Source organism: Streptomyces mesophilus (assembly GCF_040300965.1).
GTDB lineage: Bacteria > Actinomycetota > Actinomycetes > Streptomycetales > Streptomycetaceae > Streptomyces > Streptomyces mesophilus_A.
Genome location: NZ_JBEPEW010000001.1, coordinates 50,724 through 73,118, shown reverse-complemented (window position 1 = coordinate 73,118; position 22,395 = coordinate 50,724). Strand labels below are relative to the sequence as shown.

Annotated in this window: 16 protein-coding genes; 15 read left to right on the top strand and 1 reads right to left on the bottom strand. The window is 71.3% G+C overall.

Annotated features, from left to right (window positions below):
• The first annotated feature begins 38 nt into the window (after window positions 1-38).
• The 9 genes from ABT367_RS00325 (at window position 39) to ABT367_RS00285 (ending at window position 12,956) form a co-directional block, all read left to right on the top strand.
• Entirely contained in the window at window positions 39-1,187 is a 1,149-nt protein-coding gene (locus ABT367_RS00325; RefSeq protein ID WP_352247939.1) for a nucleotide disphospho-sugar-binding domain-containing protein, read from the top strand.
• On the top strand, window positions 1,184-2,665 hold the full coding sequence (locus tag ABT367_RS00320) for an enterochelin esterase domain-containing protein (protein ID WP_352247937.1): 1,482 nt from the start codon (window positions 1,184-1,186) through the stop codon (window positions 2,663-2,665). The genes ABT367_RS00325 and ABT367_RS00320 overlap by 4 nt, the downstream gene beginning before the upstream one ends.
• A 68-nt stretch (window positions 2,666-2,733) precedes the next feature.
• Window positions 2,734-3,714: an ABC transporter substrate-binding protein gene (locus ABT367_RS00315; RefSeq protein WP_352247935.1), complete on the top strand. Its 981-nt coding sequence runs from the start codon at window positions 2,734-2,736 to the stop codon at window positions 3,712-3,714.
• A 178-nt stretch (window positions 3,715-3,892) separates the two neighbouring features.
• On the top strand, window positions 3,893-4,753 hold the full coding sequence (locus tag ABT367_RS00310) for a 2,3-dihydro-2,3-dihydroxybenzoate dehydrogenase (protein ID WP_352247933.1): 861 nt from the start codon (window positions 3,893-3,895) through the stop codon (window positions 4,751-4,753).
• Between the two features lie 513 nt (window positions 4,754-5,266).
• Complete coding sequence (gene dhbC / locus ABT367_RS00305) at window positions 5,267-6,475, top strand: isochorismate synthase DhbC (RefSeq protein ID WP_352248120.1); 1,209 nt, start codon at window positions 5,267-5,269, stop codon at window positions 6,473-6,475.
• Window positions 6,472-8,106 (top strand): (2,3-dihydroxybenzoyl)adenylate synthase, encoded by a 1,635-nt coding sequence (locus ABT367_RS00300; protein ID WP_352247931.1) that lies wholly within the window; start codon window positions 6,472-6,474, stop codon window positions 8,104-8,106. Before dhbC ends, ABT367_RS00300 begins: the two co-directional genes overlap by 4 nt.
• Before the next feature lie 21 nt (window positions 8,107-8,127).
• Window positions 8,128-8,787, top strand: a complete 660-nt coding sequence (locus tag ABT367_RS00295) for an isochorismatase family protein (RefSeq protein WP_352247929.1) — start codon at window positions 8,128-8,130, stop codon at window positions 8,785-8,787.
• A 6-nt stretch (window positions 8,788-8,793) separates the two neighbouring features.
• Window positions 8,794-9,024: a phosphopantetheine-binding protein gene (locus tag ABT367_RS00290; RefSeq protein WP_352247927.1), complete on the top strand. Its 231-nt coding sequence runs from the start codon at window positions 8,794-8,796 to the stop codon at window positions 9,022-9,024.
• Complete coding sequence (locus ABT367_RS00285; protein ID WP_352247925.1) at window positions 9,021-12,956, top strand: amino acid adenylation domain-containing protein; 3,936 nt, start codon at window positions 9,021-9,023, stop codon at window positions 12,954-12,956. Before ABT367_RS00290 ends, ABT367_RS00285 begins: the two co-directional genes overlap by 4 nt.
• On the opposite strand, the gene ABT367_RS00280 is transcribed toward ABT367_RS00285, so the two are convergent.
• Entirely contained in the window at window positions 12,937-13,962 is a 1,026-nt protein-coding gene (locus tag ABT367_RS00280; RefSeq protein WP_352247923.1) for a helix-turn-helix transcriptional regulator, read from the bottom strand. The two genes, ABT367_RS00285 and ABT367_RS00280, sit on opposite strands and share 20 nt — an antisense overlap.
• Before the next feature lie 50 nt (window positions 13,963-14,012).
• On the opposite strand from ABT367_RS00280, the gene ABT367_RS00275 reads away from it, so the two are divergent.
• The 6 genes from ABT367_RS00275 (at window position 14,013) to ABT367_RS00250 (ending at window position 22,116) form a co-directional block, all read left to right on the top strand.
• A complete protein-coding gene (locus tag ABT367_RS00275) occupies window positions 14,013-14,501 on the top strand; it encodes a hypothetical protein (RefSeq protein ID WP_352247921.1) in 489 nt (162 codons plus the stop codon).
• Between the two features lie 117 nt (window positions 14,502-14,618).
• The gene (locus ABT367_RS00270; protein WP_352247919.1) at window positions 14,619-15,092 is read left to right on the top strand and encodes a hypothetical protein; all 474 of its coding nucleotides are present in this window, start codon (window positions 14,619-14,621) and stop codon (window positions 15,090-15,092) included.
• 205 nt (window positions 15,093-15,297) lie between these two features.
• A complete protein-coding gene (locus ABT367_RS00265; RefSeq protein ID WP_352247917.1) occupies window positions 15,298-17,124 on the top strand; it encodes an AMP-dependent synthetase/ligase in 1,827 nt (608 codons plus the stop codon).
• A 112-nt stretch (window positions 17,125-17,236) separates the two neighbouring features.
• Window positions 17,237-18,529, top strand: coding sequence for an ABC transporter substrate-binding protein (locus tag ABT367_RS00260; protein ID WP_434975366.1), 1,293 nt, complete (start codon window positions 17,237-17,239; stop codon window positions 18,527-18,529).
• A 12-nt stretch (window positions 18,530-18,541) separates the two neighbouring features.
• Entirely contained in the window at window positions 18,542-21,337 is a 2,796-nt protein-coding gene (locus ABT367_RS00255; RefSeq protein WP_352247914.1) for an ABC transporter permease subunit, read from the top strand.
• Window positions 21,334-22,116 (top strand): ABC transporter ATP-binding protein, encoded by a 783-nt coding sequence (locus ABT367_RS00250; protein ID WP_352247912.1) that lies wholly within the window; start codon window positions 21,334-21,336, stop codon window positions 22,114-22,116. The genes ABT367_RS00255 and ABT367_RS00250 overlap by 4 nt, the downstream gene beginning before the upstream one ends.
• The last annotated feature ends 279 nt before the right edge of the window (window positions 22,117-22,395 follow it).

The following is a 22,395-nucleotide window of genomic DNA, read 5'->3' as shown; positions in this document are numbered from 1 at the left end:
AGGACTTGACGCCTCGTCAAGCCAGGAAGGCGGGAGCGATGCGCGTCCTCTTCGCCGGTCCGCCCTTCTTCGGACTGCTCTACCCCATGGTTCCGCTGGCACACGCACTGCGCGCCGCAGGTCACGACGTCCTGTGGGGTACATGCGGTGCCGCCGTCGGGCACACCGAGCGAGCCGGGCTGCTCGCCGTCGACTGCGCGCCCGGTATCGACCCCGATGCCCTGTACGCGAAGATGGAGAAGGACCGTCAGGGGCGCAAGCCGCCTTCACCTGGCGAGCGGACCGCACCGCCCAAGGGCAAGGGCTTCTCGTTCTTCAGCGACGAGATGGCCGACCGGATGGTGGAGGTCGCCGAGCACTGGCGCCCCGACCTGGTGGTCCACACACCGAACGGGGTCGTGGGCCAGCTCGTCGCCGCCCGCCTCGGTGTCCCCTCGGTGCTGCACGCGGTCGGCTTCGGGCACACCTCGGCACACGTCGGCATGATGAACAACGCCCTCGCCGGCGCCTACGCCCGGCACGGACTGTCCGGCCCCGGCCCCGTATCCGCATGGCTGGACGTCACCCCGCCGAGCATGAGCGTCACCGACGAGGCGCGCCGCTGGTTCCTGCGGTACGTCCCGTACAACGGGGGTGCCGCACTGCCCTCGTGGCTCTTCGCGCCACGCAGCCGTCCCCGGGTCGCCGTGACCCTGGGCACGGTGCGCCCGGTGGTCGACGGGGTCTCGCCCGTGCAGTGGGTGATCGACGCCGCCCGCGAGATCGACGCCGAGTTCGTGCTCGCCCTCGGGGGCGCGGACCTCGGCGACCTCGGTGAACTGCCGGACAACGTACGCGCGGTGGACTGGATCCCGCTCGGCGCGCTGCTCTCCGCCTGTGACGCGGTCATCCACCACGGCGGGGCGGGCACGACCTTGACCGCACTCGACTCCGGCCTGCCGCAGATCGTCCTCGGCGAGGGCGCCGACCGTCCGGCCAACGCCGCGGCGGTACGCACCCGCGGCTGCGGGCTCGTACCCGAAGGGCCCGGCGACCTCAGCCCGAAGCTGGTCGAACGGCTCCTGACCGACGACGGTCTGCGGGAGGCGGCCCGAGAGACCGCACGTGAGATGGCGGGTATGCCCAGCCCCGCCGAGACCGTGCAACGCCTGGTCGAACTGGCGCGCACCCAGGGGGAGTTGCGATGAGCGTCGCCATACCCCTGGTGGGCCCGCAGCTGACCGACGCGGACGTACGGCCGCACCCGCTGACCGGACCCGCCGTCGAACGGCTCATCCGCCGGCTCGCCGGGGCCCCGTCGGCGGCCGAACGCGACAGGATCGTCGCCGAGTTCTGGGCGGCGGCCGAGCGCCGCGGCACTCCGCTGGTCGAGGAGCTCGACGGCGAACCCGGGCACCGCGCGGTCACGTTCCTGTGGCGCGGCCACCGTGCCACACGGCAGGTGCTGCTGCTCGGCAACCGGCTGGCCGACCGCGAACACCTCGCCGCCTCCCTGCTGCGGCGGATTCCGGACACGGACATCTGGCACCTGGGCCTGAAACTGCGCGCCGACCACCGCGGCAGCTATCAGCTGGCCGCCGATGTCTCCCCCGGCGAGCCGCCCGCCGATCCGCGACTGCTGCAGGAGCGGCTGCGCGGCCTGTCCCGGTACGCGGCGCCCGACCCGCTCAACCCGCGCTCCCTGCCCACTCGTTGGTCACCCGCCGGTGCCTCCGTCTTCGCCCTGTCCGACGCTCCGGCCCAGCCCTGGGCCGAACGGCGCGCGGGCATCGCGCGCGGCACGGTGTCACGGCACCGCAGGCCGGGCGGGGCGCTCGACGGGGAGCGGGACGTGTGGGTCTATCTGCCGCCCGGGGTCGACCCGGCGGCGACAGCGGACCGGCTCACCACGACGGACCAGGACGCCACACCGAACGCGACCACCCCCGACGCCGACTCCGCGCCAGACGCGGCCACCCCCGAGGCCGTCTCCGCACCAGACGCGATCACCACTGCGGACGCGAACCCCGCAGCGGACCCGGATCCGGTGGCCGAGCTGCCCGTCCTGGTGCTGTGCGACGGCGACATGTGGTTCGGTGAACTCGGCTTCCAGGACACGCTGGACGCACTGATCGCCGACGGTGCCGTGCCCCCGCTGGCCGTGCTCGCCCCGGACGCCGTGGACAACCCCACCCGCTGGGGCGACCTGGGCGGCCGCGACACCTACGTCTCCTTCCTCGCCGACCTGGTACTGCCATGGGCGGCGGCCCGCTGGCCGCTGACCACCGACCCGGCCAGGACCGTGATCGCGGGCCAGAGCCTGGGGGGCGTCACCGCCCTGTACGCCGTCCACACCCGAGCGGACCGCTTCGGCCACGCGCTGGCCCAGTCCGCCTCCCTGTGGTGGCGGCCCGGCCTGCCGCAGGGCGTACCCAAGACCGTCTCGACCGAGACGCCTTGGCTGGTCTCCCTGTTCACGGGGGCCGAGCGGCGCCCCGTATCGGTCCGGCTCGCCGTGGGCCTGCACGAGGGCCGCATGGTCGGCGACGCCCGCACCCTGCACGCCGCACTCGACTCGCTCGGCTACCCGGTGACCCGTACCGAATACAACGGCGGCCACGACTACGCCTGCTGGCGCGGCTGCCTGGCCGACGGGCTTGCGGCAACGCTCGGACCGGCCGGCTGATCCGCAGGTTCCCCGTACGACCACTCATTCCATCCCTTACGAAGCAACACCCACAGGAGTCCCCACCCATGTTTTCCCACCGCCCCCGCACCGCCGCCACCCTCACCGCCGCCGCGCTCGCGGGCGCCCTTGTGCTGACGGGCTGCGGCAGCGACGACAAGAACGGCGGCAAGGAGCAGGCGAAGAACGGCTCTTCGGACACCCGGAAGATCACCGACGCGAACGGCAAGAGCGTCACGGTGCCGGCCGACCCCAAGAAGGTCGTCACGCTCAGCGAGCCCACCCTCGACGCCGCCCTCGCCCTCGGCATAGAGCCGATCGGCGCCACGGCGGGCCGCGGCCAGAAGGGCGTGTCCACCTACCTCGCCGACAAGGCGGCCAAGGCCGAGGTGGTGGCCTCCATCGCCGAGCCCGACCTGGAGAAGCTCGCCACGCTCCAGCCCGATCTGATCCTCCTCGACGAGACCACCGGCTCCAAGCGCTTCCTGGACAAGCTGGGCGAGATCGCACCGACCGTGGTCACGGCCAAGCTCAACGAGGACTGGAAGAAGGCGTTCAGCGCCACCGCCGACGCCCTGAACAAGAAGTCCGACGCCGACAAGCTCCTTTCCGGGTTCGACGCCGATGTGGCCAAGGCCAAGGGTGAGCTCGGCGAGAACGCAGCTGCGGTCAGCAGCGTCATCCGCTGGCAGGACGGCGCCCCGTCCGTCGTCGGCAAGGGCAAGGGACACGTGGGTTCGACACTGTCCGCGCTCGGTCTCACGCGGCCGAAGGACCAGCAGGGCGAGAGCATCGGCCACAGCGAGCCGGTGAGCCTGGAGAAGCTCGACACCATCGACGGCGACTGGCTGTTCTTCGGCGCGCTCGGCGACAAGACCGCGAGCGAGAAGGCGTACGCCGAGGCCAGGAAGGTCCCCAACTTCACCGAGCTGAAGGCCGAGAAGGCGGGCCACGTCGTGGTCATCGAGGGGTCCGCGTGGAACAGCGCGGGCGGCTTCCTCGCGGCCCGCACGGTGCTCGCCGACGTGACCGAGGCGCTGGTCGGCTGACCCGCCACATCCTTCGTACGGCCGCCCCGGACTTCACGTCCCGGGCGGCCGCGCGCGGTTGGGGTCACACCAACTGCCGCTACCCATACGGCAGTTCCGCTGAGCCGGGGTGGGCTGCACCTCCCGATCAAGACGTGTTAGGTTAGCCTTACCTAAGTCAACGGGAGAGGGTTGTGCTGTGACCGAGAGGGAACTCGAGGGGCGCCTCGCCCTGGTGACCGGGGCCGGGCAGGGTATCGGCGAAGCCGTGACCCGCGCCCTCGCGGAGCGCGGCGCGCGCGTCGTGGCAGTGGACCGCAACCCCGTCGCGGTCAAGGAGGTCGAGGCCTCGTACGCGGGATCCTCGTACGGACGCGTCTCGCACACGGGCGCCCCCTACGCCGACGCCTCGCACACGGGCGCCTCGCACGCGGGCGGCGAGGTGGTCGCCCGCGCGGTGGACGTCACCGACGCCGCCGCCGTCGACGCCCTGGTCGACGAAGTGGAGCGCACGCTCGGCCCGCTCGCCATCCTCGTCAACGTCGCCGGAGTCCTGCGCCCCGCGCCGGTCGTCGAACTCACCGACACCGACTGGGCCGAGACCTTCGCCGTGAACACCACCGGCGTCTTCCACACCTCGCGCGCCGCCGCCCGCCGCATGGCCGGGCGCCGCTCGGGCAGCATCGTGACCGTCGGCTCCAACGCCGCCGGAGTGCCCCGTACTTCGATGGCGGCGTATGCCGCTTCCAAGGCGGCGGCCACCATGTTCACCAAGTGTCTGGGCCTCGAACTGGCCCGCGCCCAGGTGCGCTGCAACGTCGTCTCGCCCGGCTCCACGAACACCGCGATGCAACGGCAGCTGTGGACGGAGCCCGACGAGGCGGCAGCCCGGCGCGTCATCGACGGCGACCCCGGCACCTACCGCGTGGGCATCCCGCTCGGCCGGATCGCCGACCCCGCCGACATCGCGGAGGCCGTCGCCTTCCTGGTCTCCGACCGGGCCCGGCACATCACGATGCACGACCTGTACGTGGACGGCGGTGCCACGTTGCGGGTCTGACGTGTTCGTCGGGCGGGTGGAGGCGGGCCATGCCCCGCTCCCCGCTCCCCGTACGCCGGACAGTCCCCTCCCTCCCGGGGGCCGAGCCCTGTTCAGGCTATCGGCGACCACTGACAACGCCCATCCCGTCCTCCCCGGACGTAAGCCCGATCGCGCCCTCACCACCGTCCGGGCGGCACCCCGCCCACGCCCTCCCACCTTCCGAGCGGCAGCCCGCCCACGCCCTCCCGAACCCCCGACACCTCCGCACCTCCACACCCACTCGGCGCACCTCCGCACCCCGCACCTCCGCACCTCCGCACCTCCCCACCTCCGCACCTCCGCACCTCCGCACCTCCGCACCTCCGCACCTCCGCACCTCCGCACCTCCGCACCTCCGCACCTCCGCACCAAAGCCCCCCACGATTGGAGTCCCCGGTGACCACGGCTCACGAAGCGCCGGCCATATCCGACGCGGCCGCTCGCCACGACGCGACCGCGACCGCGACGGCCGCCGAAGAGTCCGAACAGCCCCTGCCTTCACGGCAGTTCACCGCCGCGGAAGCGCGGCCCGCCCCCGGCGCCGGATCCGTCGGCGCCGCCACCGCGCTCCTGGACGCCTACCGCCCGGGCGCCACCCGGTTCTTCGCCTCGCCCACCCGGACCTTGCTCGCCCACGGTGTGCGCGCCGAAGTGCCGTACGACGAAAGGCCGTTGCCGCAGCGGGTCGCCGCGACACTCGACGCCCAGCTGCGGGCCGGCAACCGCGCCCCCGTCGTGATCGGGGCGGTGCCGTTCGACCACGCCGCGCCCGCCGTACTCGCCGTGCCGGAGGCCGTCCGCTGGGCGCCCGCGCTGCGCACGGACCCGCTGGTCGGCATCCCGGCCGCGCCGCCCGCGAAGGCCGACTGGGACGTACGCCAGGTGCCCTGCCCGGACACCTACGCCGCGGCGGTGGCCGAGGCCGTCCGGCGAATGCGGGCGCGGGAGTTCAGCAAGGTCGTCCTCGCGCGCACCCTCGAACTCGGCTCGCCCCGCCCGCTCGACATCCCGGCCATGCTGCAGCGTCTGGCCCGCCGCGACCCCGGCGGCTACACCTTCGCCGTGCCCTCCGGCCCGGGCCGCACCCTGCTCGGCGCGAGCCCCGAGCTGCTGGTCTCCCGTTCGGGCGGCCGGCTCGTCGCCAATCCGCTCGCCGGGTCCACACCTCGCAGCGAGGACCTGGCCGAGGACGTACGCCGCGCCGCCGCGCTTCTGGAGTCCGCCAAGGATCTGCACGAGCACGCGGTCGTGGTGGACGCGGTACGCGAGGCGCTCGCCCCGTACTGCACGGAGCTCGTGGTGCCCGAGCAGCCCACCCTCGTGCACACCGCCACCATGTGGCATCTGTCCACCACGGTCACCGGAACTCTCGCCCAACCCGGCACATCCGCCTTGGAGTTGGCCTGCGCGCTGCATCCGACCCCGGCCGTTTGCGGCACGCCCACCCCCGCCGCGCGCGAGGTCATCGCCGAGCTCGAACCCTTCGACCGCGGCCTGTACACGGGCATGGTCGGCTGGGGTGACGCGAACGGTGACGGCGAGTGGGTGGTCACCATCCGCTGCGCCGAGGCCGAGGAGCGGAGCCTGCGCCTGTACGCGGGCGCGGGCGTCGTCGCCGATTCGTCGCCGCACGCCGAGACCGCGGAGACGGGCGCCAAGTTCGGCACCTTCCTGCACGCTGTGGGGGTCGACCACCAGTGAGCAACCCCGAGACACACAGCACTGACACACCCCTGTGGCCCGAGGACTTCGCCGAGCGCTACCGCGGCGCCGGCTACTGGCGCGGCGAGACCTTCGGCCGGATGCTCCAGGAGCGGGCCACCGCACACCCCGGCCGGGTCGCCGTCGTCGACCCCGCGGGCGGCCGGCGCTGGACGTACGGCGAACTCGACGAGCGCGCCCGGCGACTGGCCGCCGGGTTCGCGTCGCGGGGCATCGGAAAGGGCGACCGTGTCGTCGTCCAACTCCCCAATGTGGCCGAGTTCTTCGAGGTGATCTTCGCGCTCTTCCGGATCGGCGCCCTGCCGGTGTTCGCGCTGCCCGCGCACCGCGAGAGCGAGATCCGCTACTTCTGCGCGTTCACCGAGGCCGTCGCGTATGTGATCCCCGATGTCGCGGCCGGCTTCGACCACCGTGAGCTCGCCACCCGCGTACGGTCCGAAGTGCCCACGCTCGAGCATGTGTTCGTGGTCGGCGAACCCGGCGGGCACACGCCCCTCGCGGACGTACCCGTCGACGCCGACGCGGTCGCCTACTCCGAGCCGGAGCCCTCCGACCTGGCGTTCCTCCAGCTCTCCGGAGGGTCGACGGGTGTGCCCAAGCTCATCCCGCGGACCCACGACGACTATCTGTACTCGCTGTGGGGCTCCAACGAGATCTGCGCGGTCGACGAGGACTCCGTCTATCTGGTCGTGCTGCCCGCCGCCCACAACTTCCCGCTCAGTTCCCCGGGTTCACTCGGCGCGCTGTACGCGGGCGGCAGGGTGGTGCTGTGCCCGAGCCCGGATCCGGAGACGGCGTTCCCGCTCATCGCGCGGGAACGGGTCACGATCACCGGCCTGGTGCCGCCGCTGGCCCTCGTCTGGACCGAGGCCGGCCAGGACACCCGGCACGACCTGTCCAGCCTCGATGTCCTCCTCGTCGGCGGCGCCAAGTTCAGCGAGGAGGCCGCCCGGCGGGTCGCCCCGGCGCTCGGCTGCACCCTGCAGCAGGTCTTCGGCATGGCGGAGGGCCTGGTCAACTACACACGCCTGGACGACCCGGTGGAGACGATCGTCACCACGCAGGGCCGGCCCATCTCTCCCCTCGACGAGATCCGCATCGTCGACGACGAGGACCAGGAGGTGGCGCCCGGTGAGACCGGCCATCTGCTCACCCGCGGCCCGTACACGATCCGCGGCTACTGGCGCGCCCCCGAGCACAACGCCCGCGCCTTCACCGAGGACGGCTTCTACCGCACCGGTGATGTCGTCCGGATGACGGCCACCGGGCATCTCGTCGTCGAGGGCCGGGCCAAGGACCAGATCAACCGCGGCGGGGAGAAGATCGCGCCCGAGGAGGTCGAGAACGTCATCCTCGCCCACCCCTCGGTCCACGACGTCTCCGTCGTCGCCGTGCCCGACGCCTACCTGGGCGAGCGGACCTGCGCCTACGTCATCCTCCGCGAGGGCGCCGAGCCCTTGAAGCCCGTCGCCGTCAAGAAGTTCGTCCGCGAGCGCGGTCTCGCCGCCTACAAGGTCCCCGACCGGGTGGAGCTGGTCGCCGCCTTCCCCCAGACGGGCATCGGCAAGGTCTCCAAGAAGGACCTCCGTACCGCCGCCTCAGACCTGTAACACCGAAAGGCCCTTCACCTCATGGCACTCCCCGCCATCGCCCCGTACCCCATGCCCACCGCGGACACGCTGCCGGCGAACCGTGTCGACTGGACCGTGGACCCGGACCGTGCCGTCCTGCTCGTGCACGATCTGCAGAACTACTTCCTGGGCGCGTTCACCGCGGACCAGTCGCCGGTGACCGAACTCCTCGCCAACGTGGGCCGGTTGACCAAGGAGGCGCGGGCGCTCGGCATCCCCGTCGTCTACTCCGCCCAGCCCGGCGGCCAGAGTCCGCAGGAGCGCGGTCTGCAGCAGGACTTCTGGGGCCCGGGTCTGCCGGACGACGAACAGGCCAAGGCGATCGCCGGCCCGGTCGCACCCGAGCCGGGCGACATCGTGCTCACCAAATGGAAGTACAGCGCCTACGTCCGCACCGAACTCGCCGAGCGGATGAAGATGCAGGGCCGCGACCAATTGGTGATCGTCGGCGTCTATGCCCATATCGGCGTCCTGATGACCGCGTGCGATGCGTGGATGCGCGACGTCCAGGCATTCCTCGTCGCCGACGCGGTCGCCGACTTCTCGCGCGAGGACCACGACATGGCCCTGCGCTGGGCGGCCGGCAAGTGCGCGGTCGTCACCACGACCGAGTCGGTCCTCACCCGGACCCTCGCCGACGCCGACCCGAAGGAGGCCTGAGCCGCCATGGCACTGACCGTCGATCTCATACGGGCCGACGTGGCCGACGCCCTCGGCGAGGAGCCCGCCGACATCCCCGTGGACGAGAACCTGGTCGACTACGGCCTGGACTCGGTGCGCATCATGAGCCTCATCGAGCGCTGGCGGCGCGACCACGGCGTCGAGGCCACCTTCGTCGACCTCGCCGAGCAGCCCGCCATCGAGGCCTGGGCCCCGCTCCTGGGGGTGACGTCATGACGGCCGTACTCGAACCCGCGCAGCCGACCGCGCTCATGCCCTCGGGGCTCCCGCTCACCGCCGCCCAGTCCGGCATGTGGTTCGCACAGGCCCTCGACCCGGCGAGCCCCGCCCAGAACACCGCGGAGTACATCGAGATCCACGGCCCGGTCGACGCGGCCGTATTCGCCTCGTCGCTGCGCCAGGTGGTGGGCGAGGCGGACGCGCTTCGCGTACGGGTCGTCGAAACCCCGGACGGGCCGCGGCAGTCGCCGCTGCCGGAACCGGCACCGCTCCCCCTGACGGTCGAGGACCTGCGGGCCACCGGCGACCCCGACGCGGCCGCCCGTGCGTGGATGCGCGCCGACCTCGCCGTGCCGTTCGACCTCGCCACCGGCCCCCTCTTCGCCCAGGCCCTCTTCCGCGTCGGGGACGAGCGGTGGCTCTGGTACCAGCGGGTCCACCACCTCGTCATGGACGGGTTCGGCTACTCGCTGCTCGCCCGCCGCACCGCCGAGGTCTACACCGCCCTGGCGGCGGGCGATGAGCCCGCACCGAGCCGCTTCGGGCGCCTGACCGACCTCGTCGCCGAGGACACCGCCTACCGCGCGTCGGACGCGTACACCAAGGACCGCGCCCACTGGAACGAGGCCTTCGCCGACCGCCCCGAGGTGCGGAGCCTCGCCGGCCGTACCGCGCTGCCCTCACGCACCTTCCACCGCCGCACCGAGCACATCGGCCCCGAAGTCACCGACCGGATCAAGGAGTTGGCGTCCGCCGTCCGTGCCAGCTGGCCCGAGGTGCTCATCGCGGCCCAGGCGCTGTACGTGTCGCGGGCGACTGGCGCCGAAGAGGTCGTACTCGGACTGCCGATGATGGGCCGCATGGGCTCCGCCGCGCTGCGGATCCCCGGCATGGTCATGAACGTGCTGCCACTGCGCCTGGCCGTCACCCCGGGCGCCACCTTCGCCGAGCTCACCCGCCAGGTCGTCCTCGGTATCCGCGCCGCCCGCCGCCACCAGCGCTACCGCTACGAGGACCTCCGGCGCGATCTCGGTCTGCTCGGCGAGGGCCGCGCCCTGGTCGGCCCGCTGGTCAACGTCATGCCCTTCGACTACGGCCTGACCTTCGCCGGAGCCCGTACGGACGCGCACAATCTGTCCGCGGGCCCGGTCGAGGACCTCACCGTCAACATCTACGACCGCGCCGACGGCACCGGTCTGCGTATCGACTACGACGGCAACCCGGACCTTTACCAGGAATCCGAACTCGCCGTCCACCAGCGCCGCTTCCTCGACCTCCTCGGCCGGATCGCCGCCGCCGATCCGCAAGCCCCTCTCACCGCGCACGGCATCGCGACAGCGGCCGAACGCGCCCTGGTTCTCGACGAGTTCAACAACACCGCACACGATGTCCCGCCCACGACCCTCATCGGCCCCGTCGAGGCCCAGGCCGTCCGCACCCCGGACGCCACCGCCCTCGTGTTCGGCGAGGAGTCCCTGACGTATGCCGAACTCAGTACCCGGGCCAACCGTCTGGCCCGCCACCTCCAGTCGCTGGGCGTGCGTCCCGGAGCCCTGGCCGCCGTCGCCTTGCCGCGCTCCCTCGACCTGGTGGTCACCTTGCTCGCGGTGCTGAAGGCGGGCGGCGCCTATCTGCCGCTCGACCCGGACTACCCGGCCGAGCGCCTCGCGTACATGCTGGACGACGCACGGCCGGCCTGCGTCGTCGTCGACTCCCGTGAGCGTCTCCCGTCCGGTCCCGAGGTGCCCGCCGTCGTCCTCGACGAGGCCGACCTGGAGGGCTACTTGGGGACCGACCCCTGCCGCGCCCTGACCCCGCAGCACCCCGCGTACGTCATCTACACCTCGGGCTCCACGGGCCGCCCCAAGGGTGTGGTCGTCCCGCACGCCGCGATCGACAACCGGCTGCGCTGGATGCAGCACGCGTACCCGATCGGTCCGGGCGACCGTGTGCTGCAGAAGACGCCCTCGGGCTTCGACGTCTCCGTATGGGAGTTCTTCTGGGCGCTGCGCGTCGGCGCGACCCTCGTGGTCGCCGAACCCGGCGGCCACAAGGATCCGGCCTACCTCGCCCGTACGATCCGCGAACAGGCCGTCACCACCTGCCACTTCGTGCCGCCCATGCTCCAGGTGTTCCTCGCCGAACCCGCTGCCGCCGTGTGCGCGACAGGTCTGCGCCGCGTCTTCTGCAGCGGCGAGGCACTGCCCCGCGACACCGTCCAGGAGTTCGGCCGCCGACTGCCGGGCGTGGAGCTGCACAACCTGTACGGACCCACCGAAGCGGCCGTCGACGTCACCTACCACCCCTGCGACACCTCGGCCGCGAACGACGGGCCGGTCCCGATCGGCAGGCCCGTCTGGAACACCCGCCTGTACGTGCTCGACGCGGCCCACCAGCCCTGCCCGCCCGGCGTCGTGGGCGAGCTGTTCCTCGCCGGGGTGCAGCTGGCCACCGAGTACCTGGGCCGTCCCGACCTCACCGCGGACCGCTTCGTACCGGATCCCTTCGCGGCGCCCGGGGCCCGTATGTACCGCACCGGCGACCTGGCGCGCTGGACCGACAAGGGCGAGGTCGAGTACCTCGGCCGCACCGACCACCAGGTCAAGCTGCGCGGTCTGCGCATCGAACTCGGCGAGATCGAGGCCGCGTTGGCCGAATGCGCCGAGGTGACCGGGGCCTGCGTCCTGGTCCGTGAGGACCGGCCGGGCGATCAGCGGCTCGTCGGGTACGTCACCGGACAGGCGGACCTGGACACCGAGGACCTGCGCGGCCGCCTCGCCAAGTCCCTGCCCGACTACATGGTGCCGGGCACGGTGCTCGTCCTCGACGACTTTCCGCTCAGCCCGAACGGCAAGCTCGACCGCAAGGCCCTGCCCGCCCCCGCGCTCTCCGCGGGCGGCGGCCGGGCCCCGCGCACCCTTCAGGAGGAGACCCTCGCCCGGCTGTTCGCCGAGGTGCTCGGGCTCGACCAAGTGGGCGTCGACGACGCGTTCTTCGACCTCGGCGGTACGTCGCTGCTCGCCGCCCGGCTCGTGGCGCGGGTGCGGGACACCCTCGGCGGCGAGCTCGCGATCGGCAGCCTCTTCCAGGCGCAGACCCCGGCCGCACTCGCCGGCCGGCTCGGCGCCGGCACGGCCCCGGGCGAAGCGCTCGGCGTGCTCCTGCCGCTGCGGGCCACCGGGGACCGCACCCCGCTGTTCGCCCTGCACCCGGCGGGCGGCATGAGCTGGTGCTACTCCGGGCTGCTCTCCCGGCTCGGCCCCGACCAGCCGGTGTACGGGCTGCAGGCCCGCGGTCTCGTCGACCCCGACGAGCAACTCCCCACCACCATGGAGGAGATGGCCGCGGACTACGCCGACCTGATCCGCTCGGTACAGCCGCAGGGCCCGTACCGCCTGATCGGCTGGTCCGTCGGCGGGGTCCTCGCGCACACCGTGGCCGTACGGCTGCAGGAGGCCGGCGAGGAGGTCGACCTGCTCGCGCTCCTGGACGCCTACCCCTCCGACCAGTGGCAGGACCAGGCCGTTCCCGCCGAGGCCGACGCGCTCACCGCACTGCTTCGGATGGCGGGATACGACCGTGGTGACGAGCTGACCCGCGAGGACGTACTCGCCACGCTGCGGCGCGAGGGCAGCGCACTGGCCGGACTCACCGACCACACGCTCACCGCGATCGTCGACATCGTGATCAACAACGCGCGTCTGATGCGCGCCCACCGGCACCGCGTCTTCGACGGCGACGTCCTGTTCTTCACGGCCGCCGCCCCGCGGGCCGAGGACTGGCTGACCCGCGAGTCCTGGCGCCCCTATGTGAGCGGTGACCTCGGCAATCTCGATATCGACTGCCTGCATCCGCAGCTGACCCAGTCCCGCCCGCTCGACGAGATCACGGACGTCCTGGCCGCCCGGCTCAAGGAGTTGGACGGGTGAGCGGCAGGGAGGGGCCTGGAGGCGTGGCCGGCCCGCAGCCGTCCGGACGGGTCACCGGCCCGTAGCGGTCGGCCAACGCGCGTACGACATCGGCCAGTCGGTCGCGCAACGGTGCGGGGCCCAGGACCTCGACATCGCTCCCGAAGCGCAGGAACTCCCCCACCGCGAAATCGGCCGACTCCACCGGCAGCTCGGCCAGGGTCCACCCCTCGCCGTCCGGGCGCCCGTTCTCGGCGAGGGCCGCGGCCTGCCTCCCCGTGAGGCGGGCCGCGCCCGCGTCCGTCAGGCGTACCAGCGCCGTCCCCGAGTAGAGGCGGTCCTGGAAGTCCTCCTGATGGCGCCGCCAGTACGCGACGAGGTCGAAGTCGTCCGGCGCCTCGAACTCCTCGTCCGAAGCGGCGAGTTCGATGATCTGGTCGACCCGGTACGTGACCGGACGCGGCCCGCTCACCACGTACCAGCGGCCCGCCTTGAGGACGAGGCCGTACGGTTCGAGCCGGCGCTCCACCTCCGTGGGCTCCTTCCAGCGGCGGTAACGGACCCGCAGCACGCGACGGTTCCAGACGGCGTGGGCGACCTCCGTGAGATACGGGACCTCGTCGGCGTCCGCGTACCAGCCGTGCGCGTCCAGATGGAAGCGCGACTTGATCCGGGCGCTGTGCACGCGCAGTTCGGGCGGGAGCGCCGCCTCGACCTTGTGCTGGGCGGCGGTGAGCAGGGAGCCCAGACCGAGGTCGGCGGCGGCGCCCGGTACGGCGGAGAGGAACAGCGCCTCCGCCTCCCCCGTCGTCAGACCGGTGAGCCGGGTGCGCCAGCCGTCGAGCAGCTGATAGCCCCCGGCATGCCCGGCGTCCCCGTACAACGGAACGCCCGCGGCATGCAGCGCCTCGACATCCCGGTACACCGTGCGCACCGACACCTCCAGCTCCTCGGCGAGCTGGGCGGCCGTGAGCCGGCCACGGCTCTGCAGGAGCAGCAGGATCGAGACGAGCCGGCTGGACTTCATGTGCACTTCACTGACACAAGATGTCAGTGAAGTGCTCCTACGGTCCAGACATGGCTTTCAGGGAGAAGTACCTGTGGACCCCGCCGCCCCTCGAAGCGGGCGGACGGCACATCAAGCGCTACCACGTCAGCGCGGACCCGGCGGGGATCGCACCCGACGTCGAGAAGGCGGCGTACGCGATCCTGCCCGAGCTGCTGCCCGAGTCCGACGGGACTCCGCCCGCGACCTTCGTGGTGCTGCACCGGGGCGGGGACGACGGTGCGTACCTCAATGCGTACAGCTGGGTCTGGGACAACGTGCTGCATTTCGGGGGCGCCGCCGCGGGACAGCCGGCGCTCGGCTGCCCGGACCGCGACCCCACGCACTTCATCCGGCCCGCATCGCCCTGGATCGGGTGCGTCTGGGAGATTCCGCCGATCACGCATGAGCGCAATGCCTGGGTGCGCCACATGCTCGCGCCCGACTCCCCCGATTTCGACGCCTACTTGGCCGATTCCCTGCCGCACGGCACCACCGGGCCTTTCGCCCAGCCCGTATGACCACTTCGCGCAGCCCGTATGACCACCCCTTTCGCGCAGCCCACATGCCCCTTCCTTCCGCACAGCCCGCATGACCACTCCCTTCACCCCGCCCGTATCACCACCCGGAGGACCCGCATGTCCACTTCGTACGACTTCGACTTCCTCACCGGCCGGTGGCACGTCCGCCACCGCAAGGCCCTCGACTTCCTCAACCCGCAGGCGGCCGGCTGGCGGGAGTTCGACTCCGTCACCGAGGGCAGTACGCACTTCGGCGGCGCCGCTCATTTCGACGAGATCACGATGCCGGAGTATGCGGGGCTCACGCTGCGGCTTTTCGACCAGGAGACCAAGGAATGGTCCCTGTACTGGGCGGACAGCAGGAGCGGAAAGCTCTATCCGCCGGTCACCGGACGGTTCGGGGACGATGGAACCGGGGAGTTCTTCGGGAACGACAGCCACGAGGGCAAGCCCGTGAAGGTGCGCTTCCGTTGGTCAGGGATCTCCGCGACCAACGCCCGCTGGGAGCAGGCCTTCTCCGCCGACGACGGCCGCACCTGGACCACCAACTGGATCATGGAGTTCACGCGCGAGACGACGGGGAGGCGGTGACCGCGTCGTACAAATTCGGTGGAGATTACGCCACCGAAACTTACCCGGCGGTCAGTAATCTGTCCCACCCTCCTACCTTGTGGCCCCATTTAAGCGGCTGACCTGGACGTATCGGCACGTGGCCCGGACCGGAAGGCCCCCTCCCGCCCGGGCTTCGCGTGGGGTACGTTCACCGCGATTCAAGGAGCGCCACAAGGAGAACCACTTGCGCGAGTTCACCTCACCTCCCCTGGCGACCTCGGCGCCTGCGGTGGGCGGCCTGGCGGACGCGGTGTTCGACCATGCCCAGGAGGACCCGCTGCACATCGCCCTCGGCCGCAAGGCCGACGGGCACTGGACGGATGTCACCTCGGCCGAGTTCTGCGCCGAGGTGCTGGCCCTGGCCAAGGGGCTGCTCGCGCAGGGCGTACGGTTCGGCGACCGCGTCGCCATCATGTCCCGTACGCGCTATGAGTGGACGCTCTTCGACTTCGCGCTGTGGACCGTCGGCGCCCAGGTCGTCCCGATCTATCCCACCTCCTCGGCCGAGCAGGTCTTCTGGATGCTGCACGACGCACAGGTCTCGTCCTGCGTCGTGGAGCACGAGGACCACGCCATGACCATCGGGTCGGTGATCGACCGGCTGCCCACCCTCGAGCGCCTGTGGCAGCTCGACGCGCAGGCGGTCGACGAACTCACCACGGCCGGCGAGCACATCGAGGACGAGATCGTGCACCGCCACCGCCGCGCGGTGATGCCCGACTCGGTCGCCACCATCATCTACACCTCGGGCACCACAGGCCGCCCCAAGGGCTGCGTCATCACCCACGCCAACTTCATGTGGGAGTGCGACACCATCGCGGCCCGCTGGGAGCCCGTCTTCCACACCAAGCCGGGCGACGAGCCCTCGACGCTCCTGTTCCTTCCGCTCGCGCATGTCTTCGGGCGGATGGTGCAGATCGCCGCCGTGCGGGCGAAGGTCAGGTTCGGGCATCAGCCCGAGCTGAGCGCGGCGGCGCTGCTTCCCGATCTGGCCCAGTTCCGGCCGACGTTCTTCCTGGCGGTTCCGTACATCTTCGAGAAGATCTTCCATGCGGCGCGCCGCAAGGCCGAACTGGGCGGAAAGCTCGGCCCGTTCGAGAAGGCCGTGGACTGTGCGGTGAAGTACGCCGAGGCCCAGGAGCACAAGGCCTTCGGCACCGGGCCCGGCCCTTCGGCCGCGCTGCGGATGCAGCACAGCCTCTTCGAGAAGCTCGTCTACTCCAAGGTCCGCGAGGCCATGGGCGGACGGGTGCGGCACGCCATGTCGGGCGGTTCGGGCATGGACCGCAAGCTCGGCCTCTTCTACGCGGGCGCGGGCGTCCACATCTACGAGGGGTACGGCCTCACCGAGACCACCGCCGCCGCGACCGCCAACCCGCCCGAGCGCACCCGCTTCGGCACCGTCGGTCTGCCGCTGCCCGGTACGACCGTGCACATCGCGGACGACGGTGAGATCTGGCTGCACGGCAGCCATGTCTTCCAGGGGTATCTCGGCGACCCCAAGGCGACCGACGCGGTCCTGCACGACGGCTGGCTCGCCACCGGGGACATCGGCGCCCTGGACGAGGACGGATATCTCACGATCACGGGCCGCAAGAAGGAGATCCTGGTGACCTCCGGCGGGAAGTCCGTCTCTCCCTCGCAGCTCGAGGAGCGCGTACGGGACCACCCGCTGGTCGCGCAGTGCATCGTGGTCGGCAACGACCGGCCGTACATCGCCGCCCTTGTCACGCTGGACTCCGACGCCGTCGAGCACTGGCTGAACATGCGCGGCAAGACCTCCCTCGAACCGGCCGATCTCGTACGGGACCCGGATCTCGAGATGGAGGTACGGCGCGCCGTGGTCGCGGCCAACACCCTGGTCTCGCAGGCCGAATCCATTCGTACGTTCCGCATACTGGCGCACCAGTTCTCCGAGGAGCACGGGCTGCTCACCCCGTCCCTGAAGCTCAAGCGCAAAGCCATCGAGCAGGCCTACTCCGCCGAGGTCGAGGCTCTCTACAGCAGCTGAAGTACTCCGGGACCGCACTTGAGCGGCCCGCGGATACGCCCGAGTCAGTTTTCTGACGGGTCATCAATTGGCGATGCGTCACTTATTGACGGTTCATCAGGTCCCCCACAGAATGCGGAGACTTCGACGGAGGGACAGGGCCGTGTTGCGATCGTTCCGCGCCATCGCAGCAGCGTCGGCAGCGCTGCTGCTCGCCACTGCATGCAACTCAGCTTCCAACTCAGCCGACGGCTCGGACAATCCGGGCAAGGGCGGTTCGGTACGGGGAGTGACCGACGACTCGATCAAGGTCGGCGGCATCGTCTCCATGACCACCGCGAGCGGCTACAGCAAGAAGGACACCGACCTGGGCGCCAAGGCCCGCTACGACCGCGCCAACGCGGAGGGCGGGATCAACGGCCGCAAGATCGACTACATCGGGGCCGAGGACGACGGCCAGGACCCGGGCAAGAACATGGCCGCGGCCCGCAAACTCGTCCAGCAGGAGAAGGTGTTCGCCGTCTCGCCGATGAGCTCGGTGACCTTCTCGGGCGGCGACTTCCTCGAGCAGCAGAAAGTGCCCACCTTCGGCTGGGGAACGATCCCGCAGTTCTGCGGCAAGCAGTACATCTACGGCTTCAACGGCTGCCTCGTGCCGATGCCGGGCGGGGTCATCACCCAGTCCTGGCCCGAGGGACTCGCGCATGTGCTCGGCGGTGCGAAGGGCAAGTCGGTGGCGGTGATCGCCAATGACAACGACGCGGGCAAGTTCGGCATCCGCACCTACCAGCAGGGCTTCGCGGCGGCCGGGTTCGATGTCGCCTACGCCAAGGCCACCGTGCCCGCCACCTCGGCGCCGAGCGACTGGTCCGCGTACACCAAGGAGATCCTGCGCTCCGACGGGGGCAAGGCTCCCGACGTCGTGGTCTCCGTGATGCAGACCCCGTACAACATCGGCCTGTTCACCGCGCTCAAGCGCTCCGGCTTCAAGGGGCTGCTCACCGACCCGACCGACTACGACCCGGGGCTGCTCGCCAAGAAGACCACCGCGCAGGCTCTCGACGGGGTCCATGTGCTGCTCTCCTTCGAGCCCTTCGAGTCGGACAGCGCGCAGATGGCGCAGTTCAAGGAGGACATCAAGAAGGCCGCGGGCAAGGACGTGCCGCTCAACATGCACATGATGACCGGGTACATGTCCGCCGACTACTTCCTGTCCATCGCCGAGAAGGCCGGCAAGGACCTGACCGTGGACTCCTTCACGAAAGCCGCGGCGGCCTACTCCGACACCGGCACCATGGTCGGCGACCGCTCGGGACCCAAGGGACAGAAGGAAGCGTTCGGCTGCGGGGCGCTCGTGCAGCTGACGAACGGCAAGTACGAGGTGTCGTCGCCCTTCAAGTGCTACGAACCCATCCCGTTCAAGTAGGGGGCCACGGCCATGGCTGACCTTCTTGGCTTCGTGCTGAGCGGTCTGGTCTCGGGCGCCCTGTACGCCCTGCTCGCGACCGGACTCGTCCTGTCCTATTCGGCCTCCGGACTCTTCAACTTCGCCCATGGCGCGACCGCTTACCTGTGTGCGCTCGGCTTCTACGAACTGCACTCGGGCTTCGGCTGGCCGGCGGTGCCGACCGCCGTCCTGATGGTGTTCGTGATCGCGCCGGCCCTCGGCTGGGCGCTCGACCGGCTGATGTTCCGCAAGCTGGCGCGGGTCGGCGAGACGGCGCAGATCGTGGCCACGATCGGTCTGCTCGTCGCGCTGCCCGCGCTCGGCCTGTGGGTGGTGGAACTCCTCGAGGACGCGGGCGCTTCGGTGAAGCCCGCGGAGAACCAGTTCGGCCTTCCGGGCGTCGGCCCATCGCCCGCGAAGTCATGGCAGCTGATGGACGGCGTCGGCATCGACTCCGACCAGCTGATCACGTGGGTGGCGACGGCAGTTGTCGCGGTGGGCCTGTGGATCCTGATGCGGCACACACCGCTCGGGCTCAAGCTCCGCGCGTCCGTGGACAACCGCTCCCTGGTCGAGCTGCGCGGCATCAGCGCGGACCGGCTCTCCTCGCTCGCGTGGATGCTGTCGTCGGGGCTCGCCGGGCTCGCGGGAGTGCTCGCCACTCCCCTGCTCGGCCTGTCCTCGCACGACTTCACGCTCTTCCTCTTCGTCTCCGCGACGGCCGCGGTGCTCGGGCGCTTCATGTCCGTGCCGCTGGCCTTCGCGGGCGGCCTCGCGCTCGGCGTCCTGCAGAACCTGGTCGCCGGCTACGCCTCGTTCGCGGACGACATCACCGGCTTCCGTACCGCGGTGCCGTTCCTGATCCTGTTCGCCGGACTGCTGATCATGACCAGGCGGCAGCGCACCGCGGGCACGGCCGCCGTGGACGCCCCGCCGATCGACTATCTTGCGGGCAAGTCGTGGATACGGAAGTGGGGGCCGTGGACGGCGGGGGCACTGCTCCTCGCGCTGGCGTTCTACACCGTGACCACTCCGTTCTGGAGCGGCATCCTCGCCCAAGGCCTGGCGATCTCCCTGGTGTTCATCTCGTTCACCGTGGTGACCGGGCTCGGCGCGATGGTGTCCCTGGCCCAGGCGACCTTCGTCACCGGGGCCGCGATGGTGGCGGGTCTGCTGATGAGCCACGGCTGGCCCTTCATCGGCGCCGCGGTGGTGGGCACCTGTGTGGCGGCGGTCCTCGGAGCGCTGGTCGCGCTTCCGGCGCTGCGGCTCGGCGGCCGGTCCCTCGCGCTCGCGACGCTGGCGCTCGCGTTCCTGGCGGATCAAGTCCTGTTCCAGATGGGCTGGTTGAGGAACGGTGACACGGGCTGGGCGATCCCCCGCCCGATCTTCGGACCCGTCGACCTCACCGACGACCGCGCGATGGGTGTCGCCATGGTGGTCCTCGTGGTGGCCGCGGTCGCGGCGGTCAGCGCCCTGCGGAACTCACCGTCCGGGCGCGCGATGCTCGCGGTCCGCTCGGCTCCGGCGGCGGCGATGGCCTCGGGCGTCTCCGTGATCCGTACGAAACTGATGCTGTTCACGCTCTCGGCAGGGCTCGCGGGGTTCGGCGGCGTGATGTACGCGTCGTACCAGACCCGGATCACCGCCACCGACTTCACCGCGATGACCGGTCTGATCTGGCTCGCGGTGGTGGTCGCGGCCGGGGTGCGCAGGCCGCAGTTCGCCGTCGTGGCCGGTCTGGTCTTCGCGATCATGCCGCCGCTCATCTCCGACTACGTCACCGAGTCCACGCATCTGCCGGTGATCCTGTTCGGTCTGGCCGGCCTCGCGCTCGCCAACGATCCGGACGGATACGCGGCGGCGGCGTCCGTACGGCGGCACCGGCGCAAGGCGGCGGTGGCGCACACGCCCGATGCCGTGGCCACGGCGGAGGCCGGGCCGCCGCCCGAGGGCGCGGCCCTCGAACTGCGCGGGGTACGCGCGGGCTACGACGGCGCCCCCGTCCTCACCGGGGTCGACCTCACGGTCCGCTCCGGCGAGATCCTCGCGCTGCTCGGCCCCAACGGCGCCGGGAAGTCGACCACATGCAAGGTCGCGGCCGGACTGCTGTCCGCGCAGGGCGGCACGGTGTACGTGTCCGGGCACGACGCCACGCGGCACGGCGCCGTGCGGCGGGCGCGGGCCGGGGTGGTCCTGGCGCCCGAGGGCCGGGGCATCTTCCCCTCCCTCACCATCGAGGAGAACCTGGCGCTGCATCTGCCGTCCCGTGAGGCACGGGACGAGGTCTACGCACGGTTCCCCTCGCTGGCGGAGCGGCGCAAGGTGACAGCGGGCTCGCTGTCCGGCGGGGAACAGCAGATGCTGGCGCTCGCACCGCTGCTCCAGGACCCGCCCAAGGTGCTGATCGCCGACGAACCGTCACTCGGTCTCGCACCGCGGATCGTGGACGAGGTGTTCCGGCTGCTGACCGAACTGCGGGACGCGGGAACGGCGTTGCTGCTCGTGGAGGAGAAAGCGGCGGAGATCCTGGGCGTCGCGGACACGGTGGCGTATCTGTCCCAGGGCAAGGTGACCTGGTGCGGCCCGCGCTCGGAGGTCCAGACCGACCGGCTCACGGAGGCGTATCTGGGGATCGCGGGGACGAAGAACGGCAAGGTGCCGGCGCAGGCGTCGGGCGAGAGCACGCCGTCCGAACCGGCATCCGAAGGCGAGAACTCGCCGTCCGAGCCAGCATCCGGACCGGCATCCGGACCGGCATCCGACGAGGAGGTGGCACAGCCATGAGCAGGTATCTGCTCGAGGCCTCGGGCGTCGGAGTCCGTTTCGGCGGCATCAAGGCCCTCACCGACGTCTCGCTCGGTGTCGCGCCGGGCGAGGTCTGCGGTCTGATCGGTCCGAACGGCGCGGGCAAGACCACGTTGTTCGACGTGGTCTCCGGCATCCGCAGGCCCGACAGGGGCCGGGTGCTCCTGGACGGTACGGACATCACGCGCCGCTCCCCGGTCTGGCGGGCGCGGCACGGGATGCGCCGCACGTTCCAACGCCAGCAGCTCTTCGGCCAGCTCACGGTGGCGGACAACCTGGTGGTGGCCCAGGAGTGGCGCGGCGGCGGAGGCGGCCTCGCCGCCGACCTGCTGTCCGCGCCGACCCGCCGCACCCACGAGAGAGCACGCCGGGCGCGGGCCGCGGAGGTCCTGCGCTCCTGCGGCCTGGAGCATCTCGCCGAGGACTACGCGGGCGCCCTGCCCGTCGGCCGCGCGCGCATGGTCGAACTGGCCCGCGCGCTGGCCGACCCGCCGAGCGTCCTGCTCCTGGACGAGCCGGCCTCGGGCATGACGGCCGAGGAACGCGCCCAACTGTCGGCCGTGATCCGCCACTTGGCGACCGAGGAGGGCTGCGCGGTCCTCCTGGTCGAACACAACGTGGCCTTCGTCATGGAACTCTGCGCCCGCGTGGTCGTCCTCGACCTGGGCTCGGTCCTGGCGGAGGGCCCGGCGGCGGAGGTCCGCGCGGACCCGAAGGTACGAGAGGCGTATCTGGGCTACAGCCCCTCCGGCGCTTGAGGTGAACTTCAGCCCCTGCGGCGATTGAGCAGATCCGAACGAAGTTCGGATGCGGGGGCCCGGGGGCGAAGCCCCCGGTTTCGGGAAGGGGCGGGGTGGGGAGAAGGGCCCGCCGCAGGCGCAACGGCCCGCACCCCCACCCGGCCCCCACCCGCCCACACCCGACAACCGGACCGCACCAGCCCACACCCGACAACCCGCCCGCACCCCTCCCTGACCGGACGCGGTCAACCGCTCCGACCGTTAGGGTCGAAGGTGAACAAATTCGACCGCCGACGG

Excerpts from the sequence above, each read along its gene's own strand:
- ABT367_RS00255 (WP_352247914.1), top strand. The coding sequence starts at position 18,542 with ATGGCTGACCTTCTTGGCTTCGTGCTGAGCGGTCTGGTCTCGGGCGCC.
- ABT367_RS00295 (WP_352247929.1), top strand. The coding sequence starts at position 8,128 with ATGGCACTCCCCGCCATCGCCCCGTACCCCATGCCCACCGCGGACACG.
- ABT367_RS00320 (WP_352247937.1), top strand. The coding sequence starts at position 1,184 with ATGAGCGTCGCCATACCCCTGGTGGGCCCGCAGCTGACCGACGCGGAC.
- ABT367_RS00280 (WP_352247923.1), bottom strand. The coding sequence starts at position 13,962 with ATGAAGTCCAGCCGGCTCGTCTCGATCCTGCTGCTCCTGCAGAGCCGT.
- ABT367_RS00260 (WP_434975366.1), top strand. The coding sequence starts at position 17,237 with ATGCGGAGACTTCGACGGAGGGACAGGGCCGTGTTGCGATCGTTCCGC.
- ABT367_RS00270 (WP_352247919.1), top strand. The coding sequence starts at position 14,619 with ATGTCCACTTCGTACGACTTCGACTTCCTCACCGGCCGGTGGCACGTC.
- ABT367_RS00315 (WP_352247935.1), top strand. The coding sequence starts at position 2,734 with ATGTTTTCCCACCGCCCCCGCACCGCCGCCACCCTCACCGCCGCCGCG.
- ABT367_RS00250 (WP_352247912.1), top strand. The coding sequence starts at position 21,334 with ATGAGCAGGTATCTGCTCGAGGCCTCGGGCGTCGGAGTCCGTTTCGGC.
- ABT367_RS00285 (WP_352247925.1), top strand. The coding sequence starts at position 9,021 with ATGACGGCCGTACTCGAACCCGCGCAGCCGACCGCGCTCATGCCCTCG.
- ABT367_RS00275 (WP_352247921.1), top strand. The coding sequence starts at position 14,013 with ATGGCTTTCAGGGAGAAGTACCTGTGGACCCCGCCGCCCCTCGAAGCG.
- ABT367_RS00325 (WP_352247939.1), top strand. The coding sequence starts at position 39 with ATGCGCGTCCTCTTCGCCGGTCCGCCCTTCTTCGGACTGCTCTACCCC.
- ABT367_RS00290 (WP_352247927.1), top strand. The coding sequence starts at position 8,794 with ATGGCACTGACCGTCGATCTCATACGGGCCGACGTGGCCGACGCCCTC.